Annotated in this window: 24 protein-coding genes and 1 tRNA gene; 12 read left to right on the top strand and 13 right to left on the bottom strand. The window is 58.2% G+C overall.

Going from position 1 to position 20823, the window contains the following annotated elements; all coding sequences use genetic code 11:
- Positions 1–69 precede the first annotated feature (69 nt).
- Positions 70–915, bottom strand: coding sequence for an AAA family ATPase (locus AC2FJF_RS04300; RefSeq protein WP_496723264.1), 846 nt, complete (start codon positions 913–915; stop codon positions 70–72).
- A gap of 372 nt (positions 916–1287) precedes the next feature.
- Between AC2FJF_RS04300 and dksA the strand changes: the two genes are divergently transcribed.
- Both dksA and AC2FJF_RS04290 read left to right on the top strand, forming a co-directional pair.
- Positions 1288–1710, top strand: coding sequence for an RNA polymerase-binding protein DksA (dksA, locus tag AC2FJF_RS04295; protein WP_058274529.1), 423 nt, complete (start codon positions 1288–1290; stop codon positions 1708–1710).
- 70 nt (positions 1711–1780) lie between these two features.
- Positions 1781–2932, top strand: a complete 1152-nt coding sequence (locus AC2FJF_RS04290) for an FAD-dependent monooxygenase (protein WP_496723262.1) — start codon at positions 1781–1783, stop codon at positions 2930–2932.
- Positions 2933–2936: 4 nt separating this feature from the next.
- On the opposite strand, the gene xth is transcribed toward AC2FJF_RS04290, so the two are convergent.
- Together xth and AC2FJF_RS04280 are read right to left on the bottom strand one after the other, a co-directional pair.
- Positions 2937–3716: an exodeoxyribonuclease III gene (xth, locus tag AC2FJF_RS04285; protein ID WP_496723260.1), complete on the bottom strand. Its 780-nt coding sequence runs from the start codon at positions 3714–3716 to the stop codon at positions 2937–2939.
- A 60-nt stretch (positions 3717–3776) separates the two neighbouring features.
- Positions 3777–4100 (bottom strand): HesB/IscA family protein, encoded by a 324-nt coding sequence (locus AC2FJF_RS04280; RefSeq protein ID WP_496723258.1) that lies wholly within the window; start codon positions 4098–4100, stop codon positions 3777–3779.
- 76 nt (positions 4101–4176) lie between these two features.
- Here AC2FJF_RS04280 and AC2FJF_RS04275 point away from each other — a divergent pair, with 76 nt between their 5' ends.
- Positions 4177–5319, top strand: coding sequence for a deoxyguanosinetriphosphate triphosphohydrolase (locus tag AC2FJF_RS04275; protein WP_496723256.1), 1143 nt, complete (start codon positions 4177–4179; stop codon positions 5317–5319).
- Here AC2FJF_RS04275 and AC2FJF_RS04270 read toward each other — a convergent pair whose 3' ends face one another.
- Complete coding sequence (locus AC2FJF_RS04270) at positions 5320–5871, bottom strand: putative pterin-binding protein (RefSeq protein WP_496723254.1); 552 nt, start codon at positions 5869–5871, stop codon at positions 5320–5322.
- Positions 5872–6002: 131 nt separating this feature from the next.
- On the opposite strand from AC2FJF_RS04270, the gene argS reads away from it, so the two are divergent.
- The 6 genes from argS (at position 6003) to AC2FJF_RS04240 (ending at position 11571) form a co-directional block, all read left to right on the top strand.
- Positions 6003–7748, top strand: coding sequence for an arginine--tRNA ligase (argS, locus tag AC2FJF_RS04265; RefSeq protein WP_496723252.1), 1746 nt, complete (start codon positions 6003–6005; stop codon positions 7746–7748).
- Positions 7749–7787: 39 nt separating this feature from the next.
- The gene (locus AC2FJF_RS04260; protein WP_496723250.1) at positions 7788–8900 is read left to right on the top strand and encodes an SPOR domain-containing protein; all 1113 of its coding nucleotides are present in this window, start codon (positions 7788–7790) and stop codon (positions 8898–8900) included.
- Positions 8897–9904 (top strand): beta-N-acetylhexosaminidase, encoded by a 1008-nt coding sequence (nagZ, locus tag AC2FJF_RS04255; RefSeq protein WP_496723248.1) that lies wholly within the window; start codon positions 8897–8899, stop codon positions 9902–9904. Before AC2FJF_RS04260 ends, nagZ begins: the two co-directional genes overlap by 4 nt.
- Positions 9894–10688 (top strand): segregation and condensation protein A, encoded by a 795-nt coding sequence (locus AC2FJF_RS04250; protein ID WP_496723246.1) that lies wholly within the window; start codon positions 9894–9896, stop codon positions 10686–10688. The genes nagZ and AC2FJF_RS04250 overlap by 11 nt, the downstream gene beginning before the upstream one ends.
- Positions 10681–11337 (top strand): SMC-Scp complex subunit ScpB, encoded by a 657-nt coding sequence (gene scpB, locus AC2FJF_RS04245; RefSeq protein WP_496723244.1) that lies wholly within the window; start codon positions 10681–10683, stop codon positions 11335–11337. The genes AC2FJF_RS04250 and scpB overlap by 8 nt, the downstream gene beginning before the upstream one ends.
- 63 nt (positions 11338–11400) lie before the next feature.
- A complete protein-coding gene (locus AC2FJF_RS04240) occupies positions 11401–11571 on the top strand; it encodes a hypothetical protein (protein WP_159089934.1) in 171 nt (56 codons plus the stop codon).
- Between the two features lie 52 nt (positions 11572–11623).
- On the opposite strand, the gene AC2FJF_RS04235 is transcribed toward AC2FJF_RS04240, so the two are convergent.
- The 8 genes from AC2FJF_RS04235 to AC2FJF_RS04200 all read right to left on the bottom strand — a co-directional run bounded on the left by AC2FJF_RS04235 (position 11624) and on the right by AC2FJF_RS04200 (position 17008).
- The gene (locus AC2FJF_RS04235; protein WP_496723242.1) at positions 11624–12703 is read right to left on the bottom strand and encodes a 2'-deoxycytidine 5'-triphosphate deaminase; all 1080 of its coding nucleotides are present in this window, start codon (positions 12701–12703) and stop codon (positions 11624–11626) included.
- 61 nt (positions 12704–12764) lie between these two features.
- Positions 12765–12841 (bottom strand) — tRNA-Pro (locus AC2FJF_RS04230).
- A 61-nt stretch (positions 12842–12902) separates the two neighbouring features.
- Positions 12903–13535, bottom strand: coding sequence for a MerR family transcriptional regulator (locus AC2FJF_RS04225; protein WP_496723240.1), 633 nt, complete (start codon positions 13533–13535; stop codon positions 12903–12905).
- Between the two features lie 18 nt (positions 13536–13553).
- Entirely contained in the window at positions 13554–13856 is a 303-nt protein-coding gene (ihfA, locus tag AC2FJF_RS04220) for an integration host factor subunit alpha (RefSeq protein ID WP_496723238.1), read from the bottom strand.
- Between the two features lie 96 nt (positions 13857–13952).
- A complete protein-coding gene (locus AC2FJF_RS04215; RefSeq protein WP_109311337.1) occupies positions 13953–14924 on the bottom strand; it encodes a beta-ketoacyl-ACP synthase III in 972 nt (323 codons plus the stop codon).
- A gap of 21 nt (positions 14925–14945) precedes the next feature.
- A complete protein-coding gene (plsX, locus tag AC2FJF_RS04210; RefSeq protein WP_496723236.1) occupies positions 14946–16034 on the bottom strand; it encodes a phosphate acyltransferase PlsX in 1089 nt (362 codons plus the stop codon).
- Positions 16035–16058: 24 nt separating this feature from the next.
- Positions 16059–16265: a 50S ribosomal protein L32 gene (gene rpmF / locus AC2FJF_RS04205; protein ID WP_037316137.1), complete on the bottom strand. Its 207-nt coding sequence runs from the start codon at positions 16263–16265 to the stop codon at positions 16059–16061.
- Between the two features lie 206 nt (positions 16266–16471).
- Positions 16472–17008: a YceD family protein gene (locus tag AC2FJF_RS04200; protein ID WP_496723234.1), complete on the bottom strand. Its 537-nt coding sequence runs from the start codon at positions 17006–17008 to the stop codon at positions 16472–16474.
- 84 nt (positions 17009–17092) lie between these two features.
- On the opposite strand from AC2FJF_RS04200, the gene AC2FJF_RS04195 reads away from it, so the two are divergent.
- From AC2FJF_RS04195 to AC2FJF_RS04185, 3 genes are all read left to right on the top strand, one after another.
- Positions 17093–17566 carry an outer membrane protein assembly factor BamE gene (locus AC2FJF_RS04195; protein ID WP_496723232.1) on the top strand — a complete coding sequence of 158 codons (474 nt, stop codon included), beginning with the start codon at positions 17093–17095 and terminating at the stop codon, positions 17564–17566.
- Positions 17567–17664: 98 nt separating this feature from the next.
- On the top strand, positions 17665–18399 hold the full coding sequence (locus AC2FJF_RS04190) for a GNAT family N-acetyltransferase (protein WP_496723230.1): 735 nt from the start codon (positions 17665–17667) through the stop codon (positions 18397–18399).
- A gap of 67 nt (positions 18400–18466) precedes the next feature.
- Positions 18467–20275, top strand: coding sequence for an ABC-F family ATP-binding cassette domain-containing protein (locus AC2FJF_RS04185; protein ID WP_496723855.1), 1809 nt, complete (start codon positions 18467–18469; stop codon positions 20273–20275).
- Here AC2FJF_RS04185 and AC2FJF_RS04180 read toward each other — a convergent pair.
- Positions 20272–20823: a sugar O-acetyltransferase gene (locus AC2FJF_RS04180; RefSeq protein WP_496723228.1), complete on the bottom strand. Its 552-nt coding sequence runs from the start codon at positions 20821–20823 to the stop codon at positions 20272–20274. The genes AC2FJF_RS04185 and AC2FJF_RS04180 overlap by 4 nt on opposite strands.

The following is a 20823-nucleotide window of genomic DNA, read 5'->3' as shown; positions in this document are numbered from 1 at the left end:
GGCCTTTTGGTCAATGCTGACACCCGGCCCCCCGCAAGGCAAGCGGGGATCACCAAGTGTTCAATATTCTCAGCGTTTGCTGCGTGCCATGAAGGCGAGACGTTCAAACAGGTGAACGTCCTGTTCGTTCTTCAGCAATGCCCCATGCAATTTGGGCAACGCATTGGCCCCGTCGCGTTTGAGATCCTCGGCGGTCAGGTCTTCGGCCAGCAACAGCTTGAGCCAGTCCAACACTTCCGAGGTCGACGGTTTTTTCTTCAACCCCTGCGTTTCACGGATTTCGTAAAACTGGGTCAGCGCTGTGGTCAGCAATGCATCCTTGATGCCCGGGTGGTGAACTTCAACGATCCGGCGCATGGTCGCCTCATCCGGAAAGCGGATGTAATGGAAGAAACAGCGCCGCAGGAACGCGTCGGGCAGTTCCTTTTCGTTATTCGACGTGATGATCACAATCGGTCGGATTTTGGCTTTGATGGTGTCCCCGGTTTCGTAGACGTGGAACTCCATCTTATCGAGCTCTTGCAGCAGATCATTGGGAAATTCGATATCGGCCTTGTCGATCTCGTCGATCAGCAGCACGACTTTCTCATCAGATTCAAAGGCCTGCCACAGTTTTCCCTTGCGAATATAGTTCGACACGTCATGCACGCGCTCGTCGCCCAACTGGCTGTCGCGCAACCGGCTGACCGCGTCATATTCGTACAGGCCCTGCTGCGCGCGGGTGGTGGACTTGACGTTCCACTCGATCATCTTCAGCCCCAGCGCACCGGCAACCTGCTTGGCCAGTTCGGTCTTGCCGGTTCCGGGTTCACCCTTGACCAGCAGGGGGCGTTCCAGCGTAACGGCGGCATTCACCGCAATTGTCAGGTCATCGGTGGCAACGTATTCAACTGTACCTTGGAAACGTGCGGTCATGGGCCCCTCATTCAATATCGCGCGGCATGTGTCCTTGGGGTTATAGCGGGGTGAAAAATTTGACAAGACAGGTCGCTGCGTCGCGCAGGGCGAAATTGGTGTGCGACTCCAATGCCTTTGGTTGATTCGGGCGCTAACATAGGGCGCGACAATTTTGGGAGCGCCCAAAAAAAGCCTGCCAATTTTCACAGAAAAACAAGGATTTGTTGTTTTAAGTCTCACATTTAGATGACCTGAAACAGCACGCAGCCGGGCTAAGTTTCCATAGTGACATTCCCCCCGCTGTCGGATAAACGCTCCGCAGAAGGGGATTGCCGCATGTCAGGTGAAGCAAAGGTGACCGGCGTTGCAGGCCACACCGAGGGAGCAAAAATGAAGCAGGAAGTATTTCTGCCAGAGGATTATCGTCCAGCCGAAGACGAACCATTCATGAACGACAAGCAGTTAGAGTATTTTCGTCGTAAGCTGCTGGATTGGAAAACTGAACTTTTGGCAGGCAGCCGCGATACGATCGAAGGGCTGCAGGACAACACTCGCAACATTCCGGACGTCGCAGACCGCGCAAGCGAGGAAACTGATCGTGCGCTGGAACTGCGGACACGTGATCGCCAGCGCAAGCTGGTGGCCAAGATTGACTCGGCCCTGCGCCGGATCGACGAAGGCGAATACGGATATTGCGAGAAGACGGGCGACCCGATTTCGCTGAAGCGTCTGGATGCGCGCCCAATTGCGACCATGACGCTTGAGGCGCAGGAACGCCACGAGCGCCGCGAAAAGGTCCACCGCGACGATTGATCGCTGGAAAAATCAGAATTCTCAAACGCCGGGGTCTTTTGCTCCGGCGTTTTTGCTTTAAGCCAGTGATATGAATATCAACGGTCTGAAATTTGGCATCATCGGTGGTGGTATCGGTGGGATTGCCGCCGCTCTGGCGTTGCGGCAACGCGGCGCTCAGGTCGTGGTTTTTGAGCAGGCAGCCGAATTGACCGAGGTCGGCGCCGGTTTGCAGATCAGCGCCAACGGAATGGTTGTGCTGCGTGCCCTGAACGTTGTGGGTGAAACACCCGAGGCGAGCCAGCGGTCCTACGGAACGGTATTGCGCGACTACCGGGCAGGGCGGTCTGTCAGCGAGATACCGGCACCAGCCGCTGGACCCACCTACTACTACCATCGTGCTGACCTGCTGGGATTGCTGCGCAAAGCAGCGCTTCGGGGCGGTGTCGAGTTTCGACTGGGCGCACGAGTTGCGCAGGTGCGCAAACATCCCTACGAAGCCGAGATTATTCTGGAAGATGGTGCAAACCTGCGCGTTGATTGTGCGATTGCCGCCGACGGTGGGCGAAGCACGATCCGCGCAGGCCTGAACGGGCCCGAAGCACCAAAATTCACTCATCAGGTGGCCTGGCGCGCGACGATTCCTTGGGCGCGTCGCGATCCCAAACCGCGCGCCGTTCTGACGATGGGGCCGAGCCGACATGTTGTCACGTATCCTCTGCGCGATCACACTTTGATGAACGTTGTCGCGATCGAGGAACGATCCGATTGGCAGGAAGAAGGCTGGCGCCGACGCGGCGACCCCGAGGAACTGCGCGCTCGATTTTCCGACTTTGGCGGCGTGGTCGGGGAAATTCTGGGGCAGGTACAGGAACCTCACATCTGGGCGTTGTTTCTGCGACCCGTCGCAGAACGCTGGCAGAACGGGCGCATTGCATTGTTAGGGGATGCGGCTCACCCGACACTCCCATTTATGGCGCAGGGTGCCTGTCTTGCGCTTGAAGATGCGTGGGTCCTGGCCCGATCTTTTGGTGACCAATCCGGGATAGAGGAGGCGCTGTCCACCTATGAAACCCGCCGTCATCAAAGGACGCAACGCGTGGTGGCTGCGGCTGGGTCCAATGCCCGAAATTTCCACCTGCGCGGCCCGATGCGCTTGGCCGCACAGGCCGCTCTGATGGCGGTCGGGCCACGGTTGTCCCGGAAATACGACTGGATTTACAGCTACGACGCGACGGCCTGAGGTTTCACAGGTCCAAGTCGACCCAGACCGGGACATGGTCCGAGGGCTTTTCATGCCCGCGTATCTCGGCATCAATCCTGCAATCGCGCAACAGATCGGCGGCCTGCGGCGTAAGAAGGAAATGGTCGATACGGATCCCGTCATTCCGGTTCCAGGCACCGGCCTGGTAGTCCCAGAACGAATAATGCTCAGGACCTTGGGTGACGGCGCGGAACGCTTCCGTGAACCCCAGATTCAGGATTTTGCGAAACGCGGCGCGGCTTTCTGGCCGGAACAGAGCGTCCTCGCGCCACGCATCTGGACGTTTGGCGTCTTCGGCCTGCGGGATGATGTTGTAATCCCCAGCCATCAGCGCGGGCTCTTCGCTCGTCAGCAAATCGCGCGCGCGGTCATATAGCCGCTCCATCCAGGACAGCTTGTATTCGTATTTCGGACCCGGCACCGGGTTACCGTTCGGCAAATACAGACCGCAGATCCGAAGGGCTTTTTTGCCAATGACGGTCGCCTCAATCCAACGGGCCTGTTCGTCCTCGTCGTCACCAGGAAGGCCCCGAGTCACATCTTCAAGTGGCAGCTTGGACAGGATCGCCACGCCGTTGAAGCTCTTTTGCCCGTGGGTTTCGACGTTGTAACCGCGCTCTTCAAACAGCTCGCGGGGAAAATTCTCGTCGATCGACTTGATCTCTTGCAGCAAAACGACGTCCGGCTGCGCGTCATCCAGCCAACGGGGCAGGGCTTCGGCTCGCGCTTTGATGCCGTTGATGTTGAACGTGGCGATTTTCATGCGCGATCCTCCGGCTGGCTGCCGGTTGATCTATCCCTCAACCGCGCGGGCAGGGCAAGGTCACATTGAAAATGAAGTGCCGCAGCCGCAGGAAGAGGTAGCGTTGGGGTTTTCGATCACAAACCGCGCGCCGATCAGTTCCTGCGTGAAATCGATCACCGCGTTTTCCAGAAACGGCAATGAAATCGCGTCGACGATCACTTTCTGGCCTTTGCCTTCTAGCACAAGGTCGTCCTCTTGCGGTTCGTCCAGCGCGATTTCGTATTGAAATCCGGAACATCCGCCGCCTTCCACTGCGACGCGCAGGGCTTGTCCCTGATCGGCTGCGCCGATCTCGGCGAGACGTTCAAAGGCGCGTTCTGTAACTGTGGGGGGCAGATTCATGCCAAACTCCAAAGGTTTATTTCCTTTACGCCTTACAATATAGAAAGTGCAAGGACAGGCGACAAGGACAAGGCCTTTGAACATAGCGGGTTTTGCCTCGAACCCAGGCCGCGCAAGGGGGCGGCTTGTGCCAGAGGAGGAAAGCAGTTTCCGGTCATGCTTTCAACGCGACAGGGACCGGATCATTCACGCCAGCGCGTTTCGGCGGCTTAAGCACAAGACACAAGTGTTTGTAGAGCACGAGGGCGACAGCTATCGCACGCGCCTGACCCATTCTATCGAAGTTGCACAGGTCGCGCGAACAATCGCCGGAGCTTTGGGCTTGAACGGCGAACTGACCGAGGCCGTGGCATTGGCGCATGATCTGGGACACACACCGTTCGGACATACGGGCGAAGATGCCCTACATGCGCTCATGGAGCCTTACGGCGGATTTGACCACAACGCACAGGCCATTCGCATCGTCACGAAGCTGGAACGCCACTATGCCGAGTTTGACGGATGCAACCTGACATGGGAGTGCCTAGAGGGGATTGCCAAGCATAACGGGCCGGTCACCGGTGATTTGCCGTGGGCGCTGGCCGAGTGCAACGCGGGTTTCGATCTTGAGCTTTACACTCATGCCAGTGCCGAAGCACAAGTTGCCGCCCTTTCGGATGACATAGCCTATAACAACCATGACCTGTTGGACGGGTTGAGGGCGGGTCTGTTCACGGATGATGAAATCGGGCAATTGCCTATCGTCGGTGACTGCTATGCCGAGGTGGATCGGAGATATCCGGGTTTGGATTCTTATCGGCGCCGGCATGAGGCGCTGCGCCGTGTTTTCGGCGTCATGGTTTCCGATGTGATTGTCACGTCGCGTGGGCTGATCACGAGTTCGGGCGCGGCGACCGTCGAGGAAATTCGCAATCTTGGTTATCCGGTGATCCAGTTCTCGGGCGGTTTGTGGGCGCAACTCAGGGAAATCCGCGCCTTTTTGTTCAAGCAGATGTACCGCGCGCCCAGCGTCATGGATGTGCGCGCCGAGGTTAGCAAAGTCGTGGAAGATCTGTTCCCAATCTACATGAACGATCCGAAACAGATGCCCGCGCGCTGGCATGAGGATATTGAGGCGGCCAGCGATGAAACCGCGCTGGCGCGGATTGTCTCGGACTACATTGCAGGAATGACCGACCGATTTGCCCTGCAGGATCATGCAAGGCTGGCTGGTGCCTGATCACTCGACCCCGATGTAAGCCAACGCCCAGACCTGCTGGCCCGACTGTTCGGCGGCTAGGTCGGGGTCATCGGTTGGGGGGAAGACGATCATAGTGGGGCCATAGCCGCCAACGCCCATCGGTGAGCCGTCGGCATGGGTCGCGACGATAGGTTGATGGGCGGTGATGCAGTCCCAAGGAATTTCAGACTGATAGCCATCCATGGCCATTGGCTTGGCAGTTTTTCCTTCAGCCCCAGCCATGATCAACAGGTCCGACAGGCGTGGCCCGGAAAAGGCGATGTCACGCTGATTGTCTTCTGGACCGTAAGGAATAGTGATTTCAACTTGCTCCAGACCGTCCAACATGGCCGCATCAAAGCCCGCGGCCCCGTCGTGCTGAACCTCCAAGTATCCCAGCAGACCGCCATCGTTTTCGCCGCGGGCAGACAGGTTGGTTTCCGTGATTGCTCCGCCAAGGGTCAAAAGTACATGGCCTTGCGGTTCTGGCATGTCGGCCCAAAGCGGCAGGGCAGAAGTCGGAACAAAGGCGATGGGCAGGGCAAGGCGCATAGGGGTGTCTCCGGCTTGAATTTCCACCGACGTTAGCTGAGTCTACCGCTAATCCAAGCCCAAACTGATCGCTTCCATTGACCTTGCCGCTTTGCGTGGTAAACCGCCGGGCAAGCAAAAGGACATCCGAAATGAACCTGTTTTCCGAGATCCGCGGCCTCGTGCTGGACGCGCTGGCACAGATGCAGTCCGAAGGCGTATTGCCCGAGGGGCTGAGTTTTGACAACGTAGCGGTCGAACCGCCGCGTGATGCAGCGCATGGCGATATGGCAACCAACGCCGCGATGGTGCTGGCGAAACCGGCCAAGATGAAGCCGCGCGACATCGCTGACGTGTTGGCCGGAAAGCTGGCTGCTGATGATCGGATCACCAGCGCCGAGGTGGCCGGGCCGGGGTTCTTGAACCTGCGGCTTGCGCCGTCTGTGTGGCAGAGCGTCCTGGCCGCTGTGCTGGAACAGGGCACGGATTATGGCCGTTCCAACATGGGGCATGGCCAGAAGGTCAACGTCGAGTATGTCTCGGCCAACCCCACAGGCCCGCTGCATGTGGGCCATACACGTGGTGCCGTGTTCGGTGACGCCCTGGCGAGCTTGCTGGCGTATTCGGGCCATAACGTGACCCGTGAATACTACATCAACGACGGGGGCGCGCAGGTGGATGTACTGGCGCGGTCCGCGTATGAGCGCTATCGCGAGGCCAACGGTCTGAGCCCCGAGATTGCCGAGGGGCTGTACCCCGGTGACTATCTGATCCCGATTGGTGAGGCGCTGAAAGAGAAATACGGCGACAGCCTGATCGACAAGCCGGAAAGCGACTGGCTGGAAGAACTGCGCGAGTTTTCGACCGACGCAATGATGGATCTGATCCGCGCCGACCTGAAGGCGTTGGGTGTCGAGATGGATGTGTTCTATTCCGAAAAATCGCTTTACGGCACCGGAAAGATCGAGGCCGCGCTTAAGTCCCTGACCGATAAGGGCTTGATCTACGAAGGCGTACTGGAACCACCCAAAGGCAAAAAGCCCGAGGATTGGGAGCCACGCGAGCAAACCCTGTTCAAATCGACCGAACATGGCGACGACGTTGACCGCCCGGTGAAAAAATCAGACGGCAGCTGGACCTATTTCGCCCCGGATATCGCATATCATTACGACAAGGTGACCCGTGGCTTTGACGCGTTGATCGATGTGTTTGGTGCGGATCACGGTGGCTACGTCAAACGGATGAAGGCGGCTGTTTCGGCCCTGTCCGATGGCAAGGTTCCGTTGGATATCAAGCTGACGCAGCTGGTAAAGCTATGGAAGAATGGCGAGCCGTTCAAGATGTCCAAGCGGGCAGGGAACTTTGTCACTCTGCGCGATGTGGTCGATCAGGTTGGCCCGGACGTGACCCGGTTCGTAATGCTGACCCGCAAGAACGACGCGCCGCTGGACTTCGATTTCGACAAGGTGCTGGAACAAAGCCGCGAGAACCCTGTGTTCTACGTGCAATACGCCCACGCCCGTGTCATGAGCGTGCTGCGACGTGCCGCCGAGGCGGAAATCGCTACGGATGACGCGACTCTCAAGGGTGCTGACTTGGGCAAGATCGACCATGCCTCGGAACTGACTGTCGCTAAAAAGCTGGCTGAATGGCCGCGTCTGATCGAAATTGCCGCACGCACCAACGAACCGCATCGGGTTGCCTTTTACCTGTATGAGCTGGCAGGTGACTTCCACGCGCTATGGAATAAGGGCAACGATGAAACGCAACTGCGATTCATTCAGGATGGCGATGTTGCCACAAGCCAATCAAAAATCGCATTGGCCCGGGCCGTTTCTGTTGTGATTTCAGCGGGCTTGGGTATTCTTGGCGTCACTCCGGCGCAGGAGATGCGGTAACTAACACCGCCCGACGCGCCGGTACGAGGTAGGCAAGAAATGACCCGCGCGCCACTTTTTAAGGCGCAATCGGGCGGTGAGGCGGACATGGCAAGTTACGATTACTCGGGGCAGATGCGCCCCGAGGAGATGCATTACACGAATCAGCCGCATCCTGAGGATGGGTATGAGTATCCAGACGACTCCTATGGCTATGAACAGGCTCCGCGAGGGGCGGGGTTAGGCCGTTTCGTCAATGTCATGGGTGCGGTAGCATCGCTGGCACTGGTCGCCGGGATCGGTATCTGGGGTTTCAAGTTGGTGATGCGCGACGTTAGTGGTGTACCTGTAGTTCGCGCCATCGAAGGGCCAATGCGCATTCAGCCGGAAAACCCGGGCGGCACCCCGGCCGATCACCAGGGTCTGGCCGTCAATGCCGTGGCAGCCGTCGGAACGGCAGCGCCGCCAGCAGATCGCTTGATCCTTGCGCCGCGCCCGGTTTCGCTGACAGACGAAGATACGCCTGTTGAACCGCTGAAGCCGACGCAGGCCGTACATGTCGTCGAAGAAGAGATCTCGGATCAAGAGGCAGCGCAGCTGCGCCAGAATACAGTCGATGCCCTGGTTGCCGAATTGGCCGGTGGGGCCGTGAAAGCGGATGAACCGGCAGAGCAGGGCATACAACTCGCCTCGTTGGCACTGCCCGAGGAAGAGTCCGCCATTGATCCTGCTGATCTGGCCGCGCAATTGCCGGACCCGGAACTGGCGGCATTGCCCGGTGTCCGCCGGTCCTTGCGTCCGTCCACGCGCCCAGCCCGAGCAACGCCAAGTGGAATTTCATCCAACAGCAATACCGAAGCTGCGATCAACGCCGCTGTCAAAGCTGCCGTTGGCGTGGACGTGGATCCGAATACCCTGTCCAAAGGGACACGCATGGCCCAACTGGGTGCGTATGAAAGCTCGGATGTGGCCCGTGCGGAATGGGATCGTATGAATGGCCGTTTTGGTGAGTATATGGATGGAAAACAACGTGTTATCCAGAAAACTTCAAGTGGCGGTCGGACATTCTATCGTCTGCGTGTCCTTGGGTTTGATGACCTGAGCGACTCGCGTCAGTTCTGTGCCGCTCTGGTCGCACAAGGTGCAGACTGTATCCCGGTTGCCGTTCGGTGACATTCGGAGCTGCGATCACCGATGCCGAAGGGCTGCGCCTGACGTCAGAGGAAAAGAGACTATTCCAGCAAATGAACCCATTCGGGTTCATTTTGTTTGCGCGCAACATAGATACAGCTGAACAAGTTCGTGCTCTGTGCGATGACTTTCGTGATGCCGTAGGGCGCAATTGCCCTATCACCATCGATCAGGAAGGTGGCCGTGTGCAGCGTCTGCGCGCGCCATTGGCACGCGAATGGATGCCGCCCCTGGATCATGCGGGCCGCGCCGGGGATCAGGCGGAACGCGCCATGTATCTGCGGTATCGATTGATCGCAAAAGAGCTGTTCGAGCTTGGCATTGACAGCAACTGCGCCCCGATGGTCGATTTGGCGCGCGACGATACCCATGCGTTTTTGAAGAACCGCTGTTATGGCTCTGACCCCAAACGGGTTTCAGTTCTTGGGCGTGCGGTTGCCAAAGGCCATCTGGATGGGGGTGTTTTGCCGGTGCTTAAGCACATGCCGGGGCATGGATTGGCAACGCTGGACAGCCACCATGACCTGCCGCATGTGGACCTGACACAGGACCAGCTAGAGCAAGCGGATTTCGAACCGTTTCGGGCGCTGAACGATCTGCCGATGGGGATGACGGCGCATCTGGTCTATGACCGGATTGATCCGCAACCAGCTACGATTTCATCTGCGATGATCGGGCTGATCCGCGATAAAATCGGTTTCGACGGTCTGATCATGACCGACGATATCTCGATGAAAGCGCTGAGTGGCGCGCCAGAAGACATTGCGCGTCAGTCACTGGCCGCGGGTTGCGACGTTGTTTTGCATTGCAACGGAACGTTCGATGCTCGCGCCAAGGTGCTGGAAGCCGCCGGAGAAATGACTGCTCAGGCACAAAAGCGCGCGGAAAGGGCATTGTCGATGCGACAAAAGCCTGTGGAACTTGACATCCAAGCGACTGAGGCTGAACTATCTGCCCTAATGGGCAGGCAGGTATATGAACGATAATCTCTTCAGCGAAGACCCGGCCTCGGTCGCGGATCGTCTTGCGGCAGAGGCGCTGATTGTTGATGTCGATGGGTTCGAAGGCCCGTTGGATGTATTGTTGACCCTGTCGCGAACCCAAAAGGTCGACCTGCGGAAAATCTCGGTTTTGGCTTTGGCGCAGCAGTATTTGGCCTTCGTGGAAAAGGCCCGCGCGCTGCGGATTGAACTGGCTGCCGACTATCTGGTGATGGCCGCCTGGTTGGCCTTCCTCAAATCCCGGCTTTTGTTGCCACCGGACCCGGATGATGAAGGACCTTCGGGCGAGGAACTGGCCGCACACCTGGCGTTCCAGTTGGAACGGCTGCAAGCCATGCGCGACTCAGCCGCGCGTCTGATGGCGCGTGATCAACTGGGGCGCGATTTCTTCAAGCGCGGGCAGGGTGAGGATATCACTCGTATCCGTACCGTAACGTACTCTGCCACGCTGCTGGATCTGATGCAGGGCTACGCCCGTATCCGCACCCGTGACGAATTCCGCCCCTTTGTCATGGACCGCGATGCGGTGTTTACGATGGAACAAGCGCTGGAGCGAATGCGTCCGCTGATCGGGTTTGCGGGGACGTGGACCGATATGGAAACCTATCTGCCCGAGGGCTGGGACGCTGACCCGGTGCGTCGCCGTTCGGCCACGGCAGCGACCTTTGCCGCCTCGCTGGAGCTGGTGAAGGAAGGACATATGGAGATGAAGCAAACCGAGACGTTTGCTCCGATCCATTTGCGCAAAAGGACTGACACACGTGACTGACGAACCGCAAGACGAAGGCACCGGTACCCTGTTCGAAGCGCCACCCTTGGCGGAACAGGAACGCATGGTCGAAGCCGTGCTTTTTGCCAGTGCCGAGCCGGTAACGGTCGCCGATCTTGAGGCGCGGATGCCCCATGGAAGCGATGCGGCGCAAGCGGTTGAAATTCTTCAGAAACGGTATGAGGGCCGGGGTGTCCGTGTTGTGCGCGTGGGTGAGGCCTGGGCCATTCGCACTGCGCCCGATCTGGGTTTTCTGATGCAAAAGGAAACGGTCGAAACCCGCAAGCTAAGCCGCGCCGCCATCGAAACGCTGGCCATCGTCGCCTATCATCAGCCCTGTACGAGGGCTGAAATCGAAGAGATCCGGGGCGTCTCGGTCTCGCGCGGTACAATCGACCAACTGTTGGAAATGGAGTGGATCCGTCTGGGCCGTCGCCGGATGACACCCGGCCGGCCGGTCACCTTTGTTGTGACGCCACAGTTTCTGGACCATTTCGGTCTGGAAAATGCCCGCGACCTTCCGGGGCTCAAAGAATTGCGGGCTGCTGGGTTGCTGGAAAACCGGCCGCCCCCGGGCACGATGCCATTGGGCGAGGGGCGTGATGACAGCGAAGATGAGGACCAGACCGAGCTGTTCGAGGAAGAGTGATAACTTGGCCCTTTTGTTGCCGTTGGAATCACCTATGTTGTGGCCAAGCTGGGGAGTTGAGCAATGAATATGAATCGCATCATCGACATGATCATTCGGCAGATCATGCGGCGGGTCGTCAACAAAGGCATCGACAAGGGCTTTGATGTGGCGGGCCGGATGGGAAAGCCGAAACAAAGATCGGCTGTGCCTCATGACTCGGGCGCAAATGACGACAGCAACCGTCAAGCCTAGCAGATAACCCCGGCGCAGCGCGTGAAACGCATATGCGCCGGTTCAAGAAGTGTTAACCAACAGCCTTGAAGTGTTTGGACAGTTTCAGCCCCTGTCCCTGATAGTTTGACGCGATACCCGCACCGTAAAGCTGCGTGGGCATTTCGGACATCTTCTCATAGACCAGCCGTCCGACGACCTGCCCGTGTTCCAGAACAAACGGCGCTTCGTGGCAGCGTACTTCCAGCACGCCACGTGATCCCGCTCCGCCCGCTGCGGCGTGACCGAAACCGGGATCAAAGAATCCGGCATAGTGCACCCGGAATTCACCCACCATTGCAAGATAGGGAGCCATTTCAGCCGCATACATGGGCGGGATGTGGACTGCTTCGCGGCTGACCAGGATGTAAAATGCGCCGGGGTCAAGGATGATGCGACCGTCGGTGGTGCGTACCTCTTCCCAGTATTCCTGCGGATCATATTCGCCAATCCGGTCCAGATCGATCACACCGGTATGCGGCTTGGCCCGATAACCAACTAGATCAGTGTCGGGCAATTGCAGATCGACCGAGAACCCCAGCCCATCCTGAATGACTGCGGGTCCGTCGACCAGCGGCGAGTCGTTGTGCAGTGCGGTCAGTTCCGCGTCACTGAGCACTGCCTGACCCTGACGAAAGCGAATCTGGTTCAGCCGCATGCCCGGTCTCACCAGAACCGAGAATGAGCGTGGACAGATCTCGGCAAAAAGCGGCCCGGTATAGCCTGCCGGTACCCGGTCAAACTCGGTGCCACCATCGGTGATCGTGCGGGTCAGAAGATCCAACCGCCCTGTCGAGCTTTTGGCATTTGCTACCGCGCTGGTATCGGCGGGCAGGGCCAGCGATTCCATCAGCGGCACCAGATAGACGCAGCCTTTTTCCAGAACGGCTCCGTCGGTGATGTCGATGCGGTGCATCTCAAATTCAGCCAGACGATCCGCGACCGTGCGTCCTTCACCGGATAGAAATGAGGCGCGAACCCGGTAAGCAACTGTACCTAAACGTAAATCAAGGCTAGCGGGTTGGATTTGTGCCGGGATAACCTCGGGGCTTGCGGTGATCTCACTGCGGCCGATCATCGCCTCGATCTGTTGGTTTGGGCATACACCTGTCATTCCGATCCCCTCTGTTGCCAGAGCGGGATCTGGCCTGTCTGCCATAAACGTCGGTGTGATTTGGTCGGGCTAGCAGGACTCGAACCTGCGACCTTCCGTCCCCCAGACGGACGCGCTACCAGGCTGCGCCATAGCCCGACGTTGAGGTGTTCATAAAGACTTTCCCGGCAGGGGCAAGAGGAAATCATCGCCTTTTTTCTTATCCTGCCGACCGGTTCTCAATTCGGTTGATGACAGCGCGCAAGTCCTTGGCGATAGGCGCGATCCGACGCAGGAGGTCGTCGTCAAAATCGGTCCGTTCCCACGCTTGTGTGGCGATTCCGCCTATCAAGGGAGCTTCATCCAGATACTCGGGCGCGGGCTGAGGTGGCTCTGCTTTTGATTGCTGCGGGGGCGTCTCAGCTTGAGGGGCTTGTTCAGCCGGCGCAGTCGCCTTGGCCATCGGGGCCGGTTCGCCCAGGTCCAGATCGATCTGATCGCTGGGCGTGGCAGGCTTGGCGGAAAAGGGCACGACAACAGTGTCGTCTGCCGGGGCGCTTTCAGGCGCAGCGGGCTCATCCAGGCTGGGCGACAGCGAGGACACATAGGCCACGCCTTGTTCGCGCAGGATGCGCTGGACACCTTTGATGGTGATCCCGTCCTCGTGCAGCAGTTTCTTGATACCGCCCAAAAGGCGCATATCGTTTGGCCGGTAATACCTGCGGCCACCCGCGCGTTTGACGGGTTTTACCTGGCTGAAACGGCTTTCCCAGAAGCGCAGGACATGAGCTTGAACGCCCAACCAGTCCGCAACTTCACTTATTGTGCGAAAGGCGTCGGGGGACTTGCTCATGACCGTTTCGTCCCGAATTTACTTGCGATTCCCTGCGGCGACGCGATCCTTCATCAGGTGCGACGGGCGGAACGTCAGGACGCGGCGAGGCTGAATTGGCACCTCTTCGCCGGTTTTTGGATTACGGCCGATGCGGGCGGTTTTGTCCCGAACACTGAACGTGCCAAACGATGAAATCTTGACCTGTTCACCTTGGACCAGTGCGTCCGACATGTGGTTTAAGACGCTTTCGACAAGCTGCGCACTTTCATTACGTGAAAGGCCAACCTCGCGGAAAACAGCCTCGCTCAGATCCATTCGCGTCAGTGTTTTATCGCCCATACCATTTCCCCTGTTGATATAAGAGAATATGGTGATGGCAAATTCGCTGTCAATATCAATGAATTGCACGAGGCTGTGTAAGCCGTTTTGCGCCGGTTACCAGCGCAGAACCACCGCGCCCCAGGCCAAGCCGCCACCGATAGCCTCGGTCACGATCAGATCGCCGGTCTTGATCTGGCCCCGTTGTTTGCCCACGGACAGGGCCAGGGGAATCGATGCGGCAGACGTGTTGCCGTGATCCTGGACCGTTACGACGACGTTATCCATCGGCAGGCCCATTTTTTTAGCAGTGCCCTGAATGATGCGGATGTTGGCCTGATGTGGCACGATCCAATCGACGTCCGCGTTGGTCAGACCGGCACGCCCCAGAGCGGTTTCAGCGGTCTTCGCCAGCTTTTCGACCGCGTGGCGGAACACCTGATTGCCCTGCATTCTTAGATGCCCAGTCGATTGGGTCGACACACCGCCGTCGACATAGAGCAAATCCTTGTAGCGTCCGTCAGAATTCAGGTCGGTCGAAAGAATGCCGCGATCCTGCGCGGTTCCTTCGCTGTCCTGCAGCTCAAGAATCAACGCGCCGGCACCGTCGCCAAACAGCACACAGGTGGATCGATCTGTCCAATCCATGATGCGCGAAAACGTCTCGGCGCCGATGACCAGCACACGTTTGGCCTGACCGGACACGATCAAAGCGTTGGCGTTGCTGAGGGCAAAGACAAAGCCTGCACAGACGGCTTGCACGTCAAACGCGAATCCATGGGTCATGCCCAGGCGCGCCTGCACCATCGTCGCGGCAGAAGGGAAAGTCAGGTCAGCCGTTGATGTCGCCAGAATGATGGCGTCGATATCCTCGGCCTTCAGGCCAGCATCGGCCAGGGCGGCCAAGGCAGCGTTGGTCGCCAGATCGGACGTGGTTTCGCCATCGGCGGCAAAGTGGCGGCGTTCGATTCCCGAGCGAGCTTTGATCCACTCGTCCGACGTATCTAGCGTCTTTTCAAATTCAGAGTTCGGAACGATGCGCTCTGGCAAATAGTGTCCGACACCTACAACAACTGAACGGCCTGCCATTTGGGGGTACTGCCTTTATTGTTATTCGCCCGCCTTTGGCGGTACGTGCGCGGCATCTTGTGCAAGCTGGGCTGTCGATGCAACCCGTGCCGCCAATTTTTCGGCAAAACCCGACTCGGCCAGGGTAAAGGCCAGTTTGATCGCCGCCGAAACTCCGGTGGCATCTGCGCCACCATGTGATTTGACCACGGTTCCGTTGAGGCCAAGGAAGACACCACCATTCACGCGGCGTGGGTCGATGCGTTTCTTCAACCGTTGCAGCGAGGTGATGGCCAAAACCGATGCGAGCCGGGACAGGGGGGAATATTTGAAGGCCTCGCGCAACAGATCACCAATCAGGCTGGCCGTGCCTTCGCCGGTTTTGATCGCGACGTTTCCGGTAAAGCCATCGGTAACAATGACATCCGCCTTGTCGCCGGGAATGTCGCTGCCTTCCACGAAGCCTACGAAGTCAAAATTCGCCTGCTCTGCGAATTCCGTGATCATCGCGTGGGCTTCTTTCAGTTCGGCCCGACCTTTGTGTTCTTCGGTGCCGACATTCAGCAAACCGATACGGGGCCGATCCAGCGCCATGCCGTTGCGGGCATAAGACGCCCCCATCAGCGCGTATTGCAGCAGATCTTTGGCGTCGGCCCGCACATCGGCGCCGACATCCAGCATTACGTTGAACCCTTGCGGGTTGCGCGACGGCCACAGAATCGCAATTGCCGGGCGGTTCACACCTGGCAATTTGCGCAATCGCATCATCGACAGTGCCATCAGCGCGCCGGTATTGCCGCAGGAAACAGCGCCGTGGGCTTCGCCTTTGCGCACTGATTCCAGTGTCGACCACATTGACGTCTGCTTGCCGCTGCGGACGACCTGACTGGGCTTGTCCTCCATCGTGACTACGTCAGGGCAATCACGAAAAACGACGCGTCCCTGCAGGACACGCCGTTTGGCGACAAGTTTGCGCAGCTTTTGCTCGGGCCCGTGCAGAACGAAGGCGATATCGGGGTTCTTATTTGCCGATTTGGCAATGCCCGCAACAACAGTCGCGGGCCCCGAATCTCCGCCCATAGCGTCAACCGAGATGGTAATCCGTCCGGTTTGCGTGGGCTGTTCCGTCATGCCTTGGCCTACGAGTTATGAGGCTTAGGCCGCGTCTTCGTCCAGGTCGATTTCGTCGGCCTGAGCGACGACTTCACGGTCATCATAATGGCCGCAGGACGCGCAGACGTGGTGCGGGCGCTTCAGTTCGCCACAGTTTGCGCATTCGTTCGGGTTTGCAGCAACCAGAGCGTCATGTGCGCGGCGATTGTTGCGGCGCGACTTGGAAACTTTGTTCTGTTGGACAGCCATGGTCTCAACCTTTGTTTATTAGGGGTCAGCAGATTCGCTGCTGGCCGGGTTTCATTCTTCGTTTTTCTAGTGGTTTGACGCGCGTTTAGGGGACGGGCCCCGCAATGTCCAACCCAAATTCCGTTGAGCGCGCGAAAATACTGCGATTCTCGGCATGTTCAAGCGATTTTTCTGGAGGCCTGCTATGACAGGAAAACAGACCTATGTCACTCGTCTTTTTTCAAAGCATCGCGCAAATTCGCCAGTCCGGCAAACGGCTTTGCGTCTTTGTCCGTCATCGCCTGTTTGCCCGGCTCAGTATAGCCGGCCTGTTCCAATTCTGCGCCGTCCTTCCGTGGGTATTGGGGCAGGGCAAGCGACAGCGCCTCAATCATCACCAATGCAGGGTCGATTTCCGCGCCCAGTGCTTCGGTCTCATCGCCTTCGGGGATTTCGAATTCAGGCTCGTCGGGGTTTTGCCAGTCTTTCAGATAGACCCGTGACACAGGGATATCGATGCGCGTGGTTACGGGTTCAAGCGTCACGACACAGGGTTGAATCACCGTCGCCCCCAGTTTTCCGGCAAGAATCCAATCGCGTTTACCTTGTGCCCTTACGTCACCCACAAAGCTGAGCTTGCGCAGGCCCAACAATCCCAGTTCGGTTTTGATCGCGTCCAGGCCCTTGCTATCGGGGCGCAGATCAAACGGCGTGGGCGCGTTTTGGGGCAGGTCGGCCACCCGCAGAGATGTATTAGTCGTCATTCGTGACCCTTTCGTGTGTTGAACCGGGGCTGCGGTTTATGTAATCGGATAGGGTCCGCAAGGTCCCAAGGCAAGAGGATGTAAATGTTGAAGGTTGTGAACAGGTTGAAACCGGCGTCCAAAAGGCTTGTCTTTGCGGCCTGTTTGGTTGCGGCTGGCGCTTGCACGCCAATCTTCAAGAATCACGGATACGTCCCGCCGGCTGACCAACTGGCTGAGATCAAAGTGGGCGTCGATACCCGCGACAGCGTTGTTGAAACAATCGGAGCGCCCACCTCTGCCGGGCTGGTGAAGGATTCGGGTTTTTACTATGTCCGTTCTCGCGTGCGCCATTACGGTCCGAAGCGCCCCGAAGTGGTGTCGCGCGAACTGGTTGCGATCAGCTTTGACCAGCGTGGTGTTGTGCGGAACATAGAACGTTTTGGTCTTGAGGACGGATATGTGGTGGTACTGGACCGCCGCGTGACCGAATCCAGCGTTCAGAACCGTGGCTTCCTGCGCCAGCTGCTGGGCAATATCGGCAACTTCAACCCTGCGAACATTCCGGGCGCGAATTAAGTCTGCACTGCCTCTTGCGACGGTCACAGGACAGTCACATGTTCTGTGGTAGAACCGTTGCAACATGAAGCAGGTCAGCAACCGCGGAGGATGCGACCATGGCATTATTGCTGGGCAAGGGCAGATACCGGGCTCGTTTGGCGCAGTTCCCACAGGATGTGGCGGCGGCGCAGAAACTGCGAACCCTGGCATTCGGGACGGATCAGATTGACCGGGATGAATTTGATCCGGTCTGCGCGCATATCCTTGTTGAAGATTCGCGCTCCGATGGACGGCTGGTGTGTTGTTTCAGAATGCTGACAATGGAGCACGGGACCGAGGTTGACCGCAGTTACTCTGCCCAGTTCTATGACCTGTCTGCCCTCAAAGGGTTCGACGGCCGCATGGTCGAAATGGGCCGTTTCTGCATTCACCCGGAATGGACAGACCCGGATATCCTGCGGGTCGCCTGGGGTGCGATGACCAATTACGTGGACCAGAACAACGTCAAGATGTTGTTCGGCTGTTCATCCTTTGCAGGAACCGAAACGGTCGAGTATCTGGACGCCTTTGCTATGTTGAAGCAACGGCATCTGGCACCAAAACGTTGGTTGCCGCGGGTCAAGGCCCCCGATGTATTCAAGTTTGCCTCTCGCCTGCGACGCAGGCCCGATGTGAAAAAGGCGATGTTGCGGATGCCTCCATTGTTGCGCACCTATCTGATGATGGGCGGCTGGGTCAGTGACCATGCGGTGGTTGATCGGCATATGAATACGCTGCACGTATTCACCGGGCTTGAGATCGGAGCGATCCCCCCGGCCCGTAAACGGTTGCTGCGCGCAGTGGTCCGCTAGATTGAGTATTTTCGAAAAGGTGAAACAGGGACGTTGACGCCTTGTGCCCACCGGTTTAGCTGGCGGCATGGCGAGAATTCCTTTGTTGCAGATGTCCGGCATATCCCTGACTTTCGGGGGCGATCCGGTGTTTTCGGGGCTGGACCTGGTGGTTCAGCCGGGCGACCGCGTGGCCTTGGTTGGGCGAAACGGGTCGGGAAAGTCGACTCTGATGAAAGTCATGGCCGGTCTGGTCGAGCCTGATCAGGGTGACATCGTGGTTCCGCCTGGAAAATCTGTTGGCTACATGGAGCAGGACCCCGGCATGGAAGGGTTCGCGACATTGGGCGATTACGCGTCCAGCGGATTGGAGCCGGGCGAGCTGTACAAGGTCGAACGTGCGGGCGAGGGGCTGAAGTTCGATCCGTCACGCCCTGTTGAAACCGCTTCGGGTGGCGAACGTCGCAGGGCCGCCTTGGCGAAACTGATGGCCGAAGCGCCCGATCTGATGCTGCTGGACGAGCCGACGAACCATCTGGATATCGAAGCGATTGCCTGGCTGGAACGCGAATTGGGATCGACCCGAGCAGCCTTTGTTCTGATTTCACATGACCGTGCGTTTTTACGCGCTTTGACCCGCGCGACGTTGTGGATCGACCGCGGCATGGTACGGCGGCAGGAGCAAGGGTTCGAGGCTTTTGAAACCTGGCGCGACAAGATTTGGGAAGAAGAGGATCAGCAGCGTCACAAGCTGAATCGTCTGATCAAGTCCGAGGCCAAATGGGCTGTCGAAGGTATCAGTGCACGGCGCAAGCGGAATCAGGGTCGGGTGCGGGCTTTGCAGGCTTTGCGCGCTGAAAAGGCTGCGCAGATCAAGCGTCAGGGATCAGCGGCAATGTCGCTGGAAGGCGGACCAAAGTCTGGGCGAAAAGTGATTGAAGCCAAGGGTTTGTCCAAGACCTTTGGCACGCAGCAGATCGTTAGAAACTTTGATCTTCTGGCACAACGTGGGGATCGCGTGGCTTTTGTCGGGCCCAACGGTGTGGGCAAGACGACGTTGCTTAAGATGTTGCTCGGACAGGAACAGCCCGATGAGGGGACGGTGACGCTGGGCACCAACCTTGAGATTGCGGTGTTCGATCAGGCCCGCGCGCAGTTGGACCCCGAAATGACCCTGTGGGACAGCCTGACCGGGGACCCCGAAATGCGGGTATCAGGCAAAGCGGATCAAGTGATGGTTGGGGGCCAGCCCAAGCATGTGGTCGGTTACCTCAAGGAATTCCTGTTTGATGATGCGCAAGCAAGAGCGGCCGTTAAGTCATTGTCAGGTGGGGAAAAAGCGCGTTTGCTGTTGGCGAAACTGATGGCCAAATCCTCGAACCTGTTGGTGCTGGACGAACCGACCAACGATCTGGATGTCGAAACGCTGGACCTGTTGCAGGAACTGCTGGACGACTATGACGGCACCGTCCTGCTGGTCAGCCACGACCGTGATTTTTTGGACAGGGTTGCCACCACGACGATTGCGATGGAGGGCAATGGCCGCGCGACCGTCTATGCGGGCGGTTGGTCGGACTACATCGCACAACGGGGTGACGTTTCCGAAAAGAAAGCTGAAAAAGCAAAGACTTCGAAGTCAAAGCAAAAGCAAGAAGCGCAGCCGAAATCCGGGCTATCTTTCTCGGAAAAGCATCGGCTTGAGAAGTTGCCTGCCGAGATTGCCCGCCTGGAAGCCGAAATCGGCAAGCTGGAAGAGCTTATGTCAGATCCTGAGCTGTTCACCCGTGAACCAGTCAAGTTCCAGAAGGCGACCGATGCGCTGGTCGAACGACAAGAGAAACTGGCCGCCGCCGAAGAAGAGTGGCTGGTGCTTGAGGAAAAGGCCGAAGGCGCCTAGCGGCGCGTCAACGGTCGGGCAGGGTTGCCGACAACCGTTTCCCCGTCCGCGACGTCTTTGGTTAAAACGCTGCCTGCGCCAATAATGGCGTTGTCGCCGATGGTGACACCGGGCATCACGATGGCACCTCCGCCAACCCAGACGTTTCGGCCAATGGTCACCGGTATCCCGATTTCCAAACCTTGTGCGCGTTCTGCCGGGTCTTTGGCGTGCTGAGCACAGTAGATCTGGGCATGCGGGCCGAACATCGAGTCATCACCGATCTGAACCTGTGCGGTGTCCAAAATTACGCAGCCCGCGTTGAAATAGACACGCGCGCCGAGGTGGATGTTAAGCCCGTAGGCGCAATGAAACGGAGCCTCAAGTAAGCAATCCGGCCCGACGCGAGCGAACAACGCCTGCAACTCGGGTGCCATGGCACCACGGGCGTCAGGCGGGCAGGTGTTATGTGCGTGGACTGCGTGCCGGGCGCGGGTGCGCAGCGCCTCAAGTTCCGGGTCCAGGCAGTTATACCACTGCCCGGACTGCATCTTTTCCCGCTCTGTCAT

The sequence above is a fragment of the Ruegeria sp. CDSB013 genome (genome assembly GCF_059611165.1).
Note: the sequence above shows the minus strand (reverse complement) of the source record. Positions and strands in the feature narration are given on the sequence as shown.

What these genes read in the sequence shown, in the direction of transcription:
- AC2FJF_RS04300 (WP_496723264.1), bottom strand. Translation starts at nt 915, where the DNA reads ATGACCGCACGTTTCCAAGGTACAGTTGAATACGTTGCCACCGATGAC.
- dksA (WP_058274529.1), top strand. Translation starts at nt 1,288, where the DNA reads ATGAAGCAGGAAGTATTTCTGCCAGAGGATTATCGTCCAGCCGAAGAC.
- AC2FJF_RS04290 (WP_496723262.1), top strand. Translation starts at nt 1,781, where the DNA reads ATGAATATCAACGGTCTGAAATTTGGCATCATCGGTGGTGGTATCGGT.
- xth (WP_496723260.1), bottom strand. Translation starts at nt 3,716, where the DNA reads ATGAAAATCGCCACGTTCAACATCAACGGCATCAAAGCGCGAGCCGAA.
- AC2FJF_RS04280 (WP_496723258.1), bottom strand. Translation starts at nt 4,100, where the DNA reads ATGAATCTGCCCCCCACAGTTACAGAACGCGCCTTTGAACGTCTCGCC.
- AC2FJF_RS04270 (WP_496723254.1), bottom strand. Translation starts at nt 5,871, where the DNA reads ATGCGCCTTGCCCTGCCCATCGCCTTTGTTCCGACTTCTGCCCTGCCG.
- argS (WP_496723252.1), top strand. Translation starts at nt 6,003, where the DNA reads ATGAACCTGTTTTCCGAGATCCGCGGCCTCGTGCTGGACGCGCTGGCA.
- AC2FJF_RS04260 (WP_496723250.1), top strand. Translation starts at nt 7,788, where the DNA reads ATGACCCGCGCGCCACTTTTTAAGGCGCAATCGGGCGGTGAGGCGGAC.
- AC2FJF_RS04250 (WP_496723246.1), top strand. Translation starts at nt 9,894, where the DNA reads ATGAACGATAATCTCTTCAGCGAAGACCCGGCCTCGGTCGCGGATCGT.
- AC2FJF_RS04240 (WP_159089934.1), top strand. Translation starts at nt 11,401, where the DNA reads ATGAATATGAATCGCATCATCGACATGATCATTCGGCAGATCATGCGG.
- AC2FJF_RS04235 (WP_496723242.1), bottom strand. Translation starts at nt 12,703, where the DNA reads ATGACAGGTGTATGCCCAAACCAACAGATCGAGGCGATGATCGGCCGC.
- AC2FJF_RS04225 (WP_496723240.1), bottom strand. Translation starts at nt 13,535, where the DNA reads ATGAGCAAGTCCCCCGACGCCTTTCGCACAATAAGTGAAGTTGCGGAC.
- ihfA (WP_496723238.1), bottom strand. Translation starts at nt 13,856, where the DNA reads ATGGGCGATAAAACACTGACGCGAATGGATCTGAGCGAGGCTGTTTTC.
- AC2FJF_RS04215 (WP_109311337.1), bottom strand. Translation starts at nt 14,924, where the DNA reads ATGGCAGGCCGTTCAGTTGTTGTAGGTGTCGGACACTATTTGCCAGAG.
- plsX (WP_496723236.1), bottom strand. Translation starts at nt 16,034, where the DNA reads ATGACGGAACAGCCCACGCAAACCGGACGGATTACCATCTCGGTTGAC.
- rpmF (WP_037316137.1), bottom strand. Translation starts at nt 16,265, where the DNA reads ATGGCTGTCCAACAGAACAAAGTTTCCAAGTCGCGCCGCAACAATCGC.
- AC2FJF_RS04200 (WP_496723234.1), bottom strand. Translation starts at nt 17,008, where the DNA reads ATGACGACTAATACATCTCTGCGGGTGGCCGACCTGCCCCAAAACGCG.
- AC2FJF_RS04195 (WP_496723232.1), top strand. Translation starts at nt 17,093, where the DNA reads ATGTTGAAGGTTGTGAACAGGTTGAAACCGGCGTCCAAAAGGCTTGTC.
- AC2FJF_RS04190 (WP_496723230.1), top strand. Translation starts at nt 17,665, where the DNA reads ATGGCATTATTGCTGGGCAAGGGCAGATACCGGGCTCGTTTGGCGCAG.
- AC2FJF_RS04185 (WP_496723855.1), top strand. Translation starts at nt 18,467, where the DNA reads ATGGCGAGAATTCCTTTGTTGCAGATGTCCGGCATATCCCTGACTTTC.
- AC2FJF_RS04180 (WP_496723228.1), bottom strand. Translation starts at nt 20,823, where the DNA reads ATGACAGAGCGGGAAAAGATGCAGTCCGGGCAGTGGTATAACTGCCTG.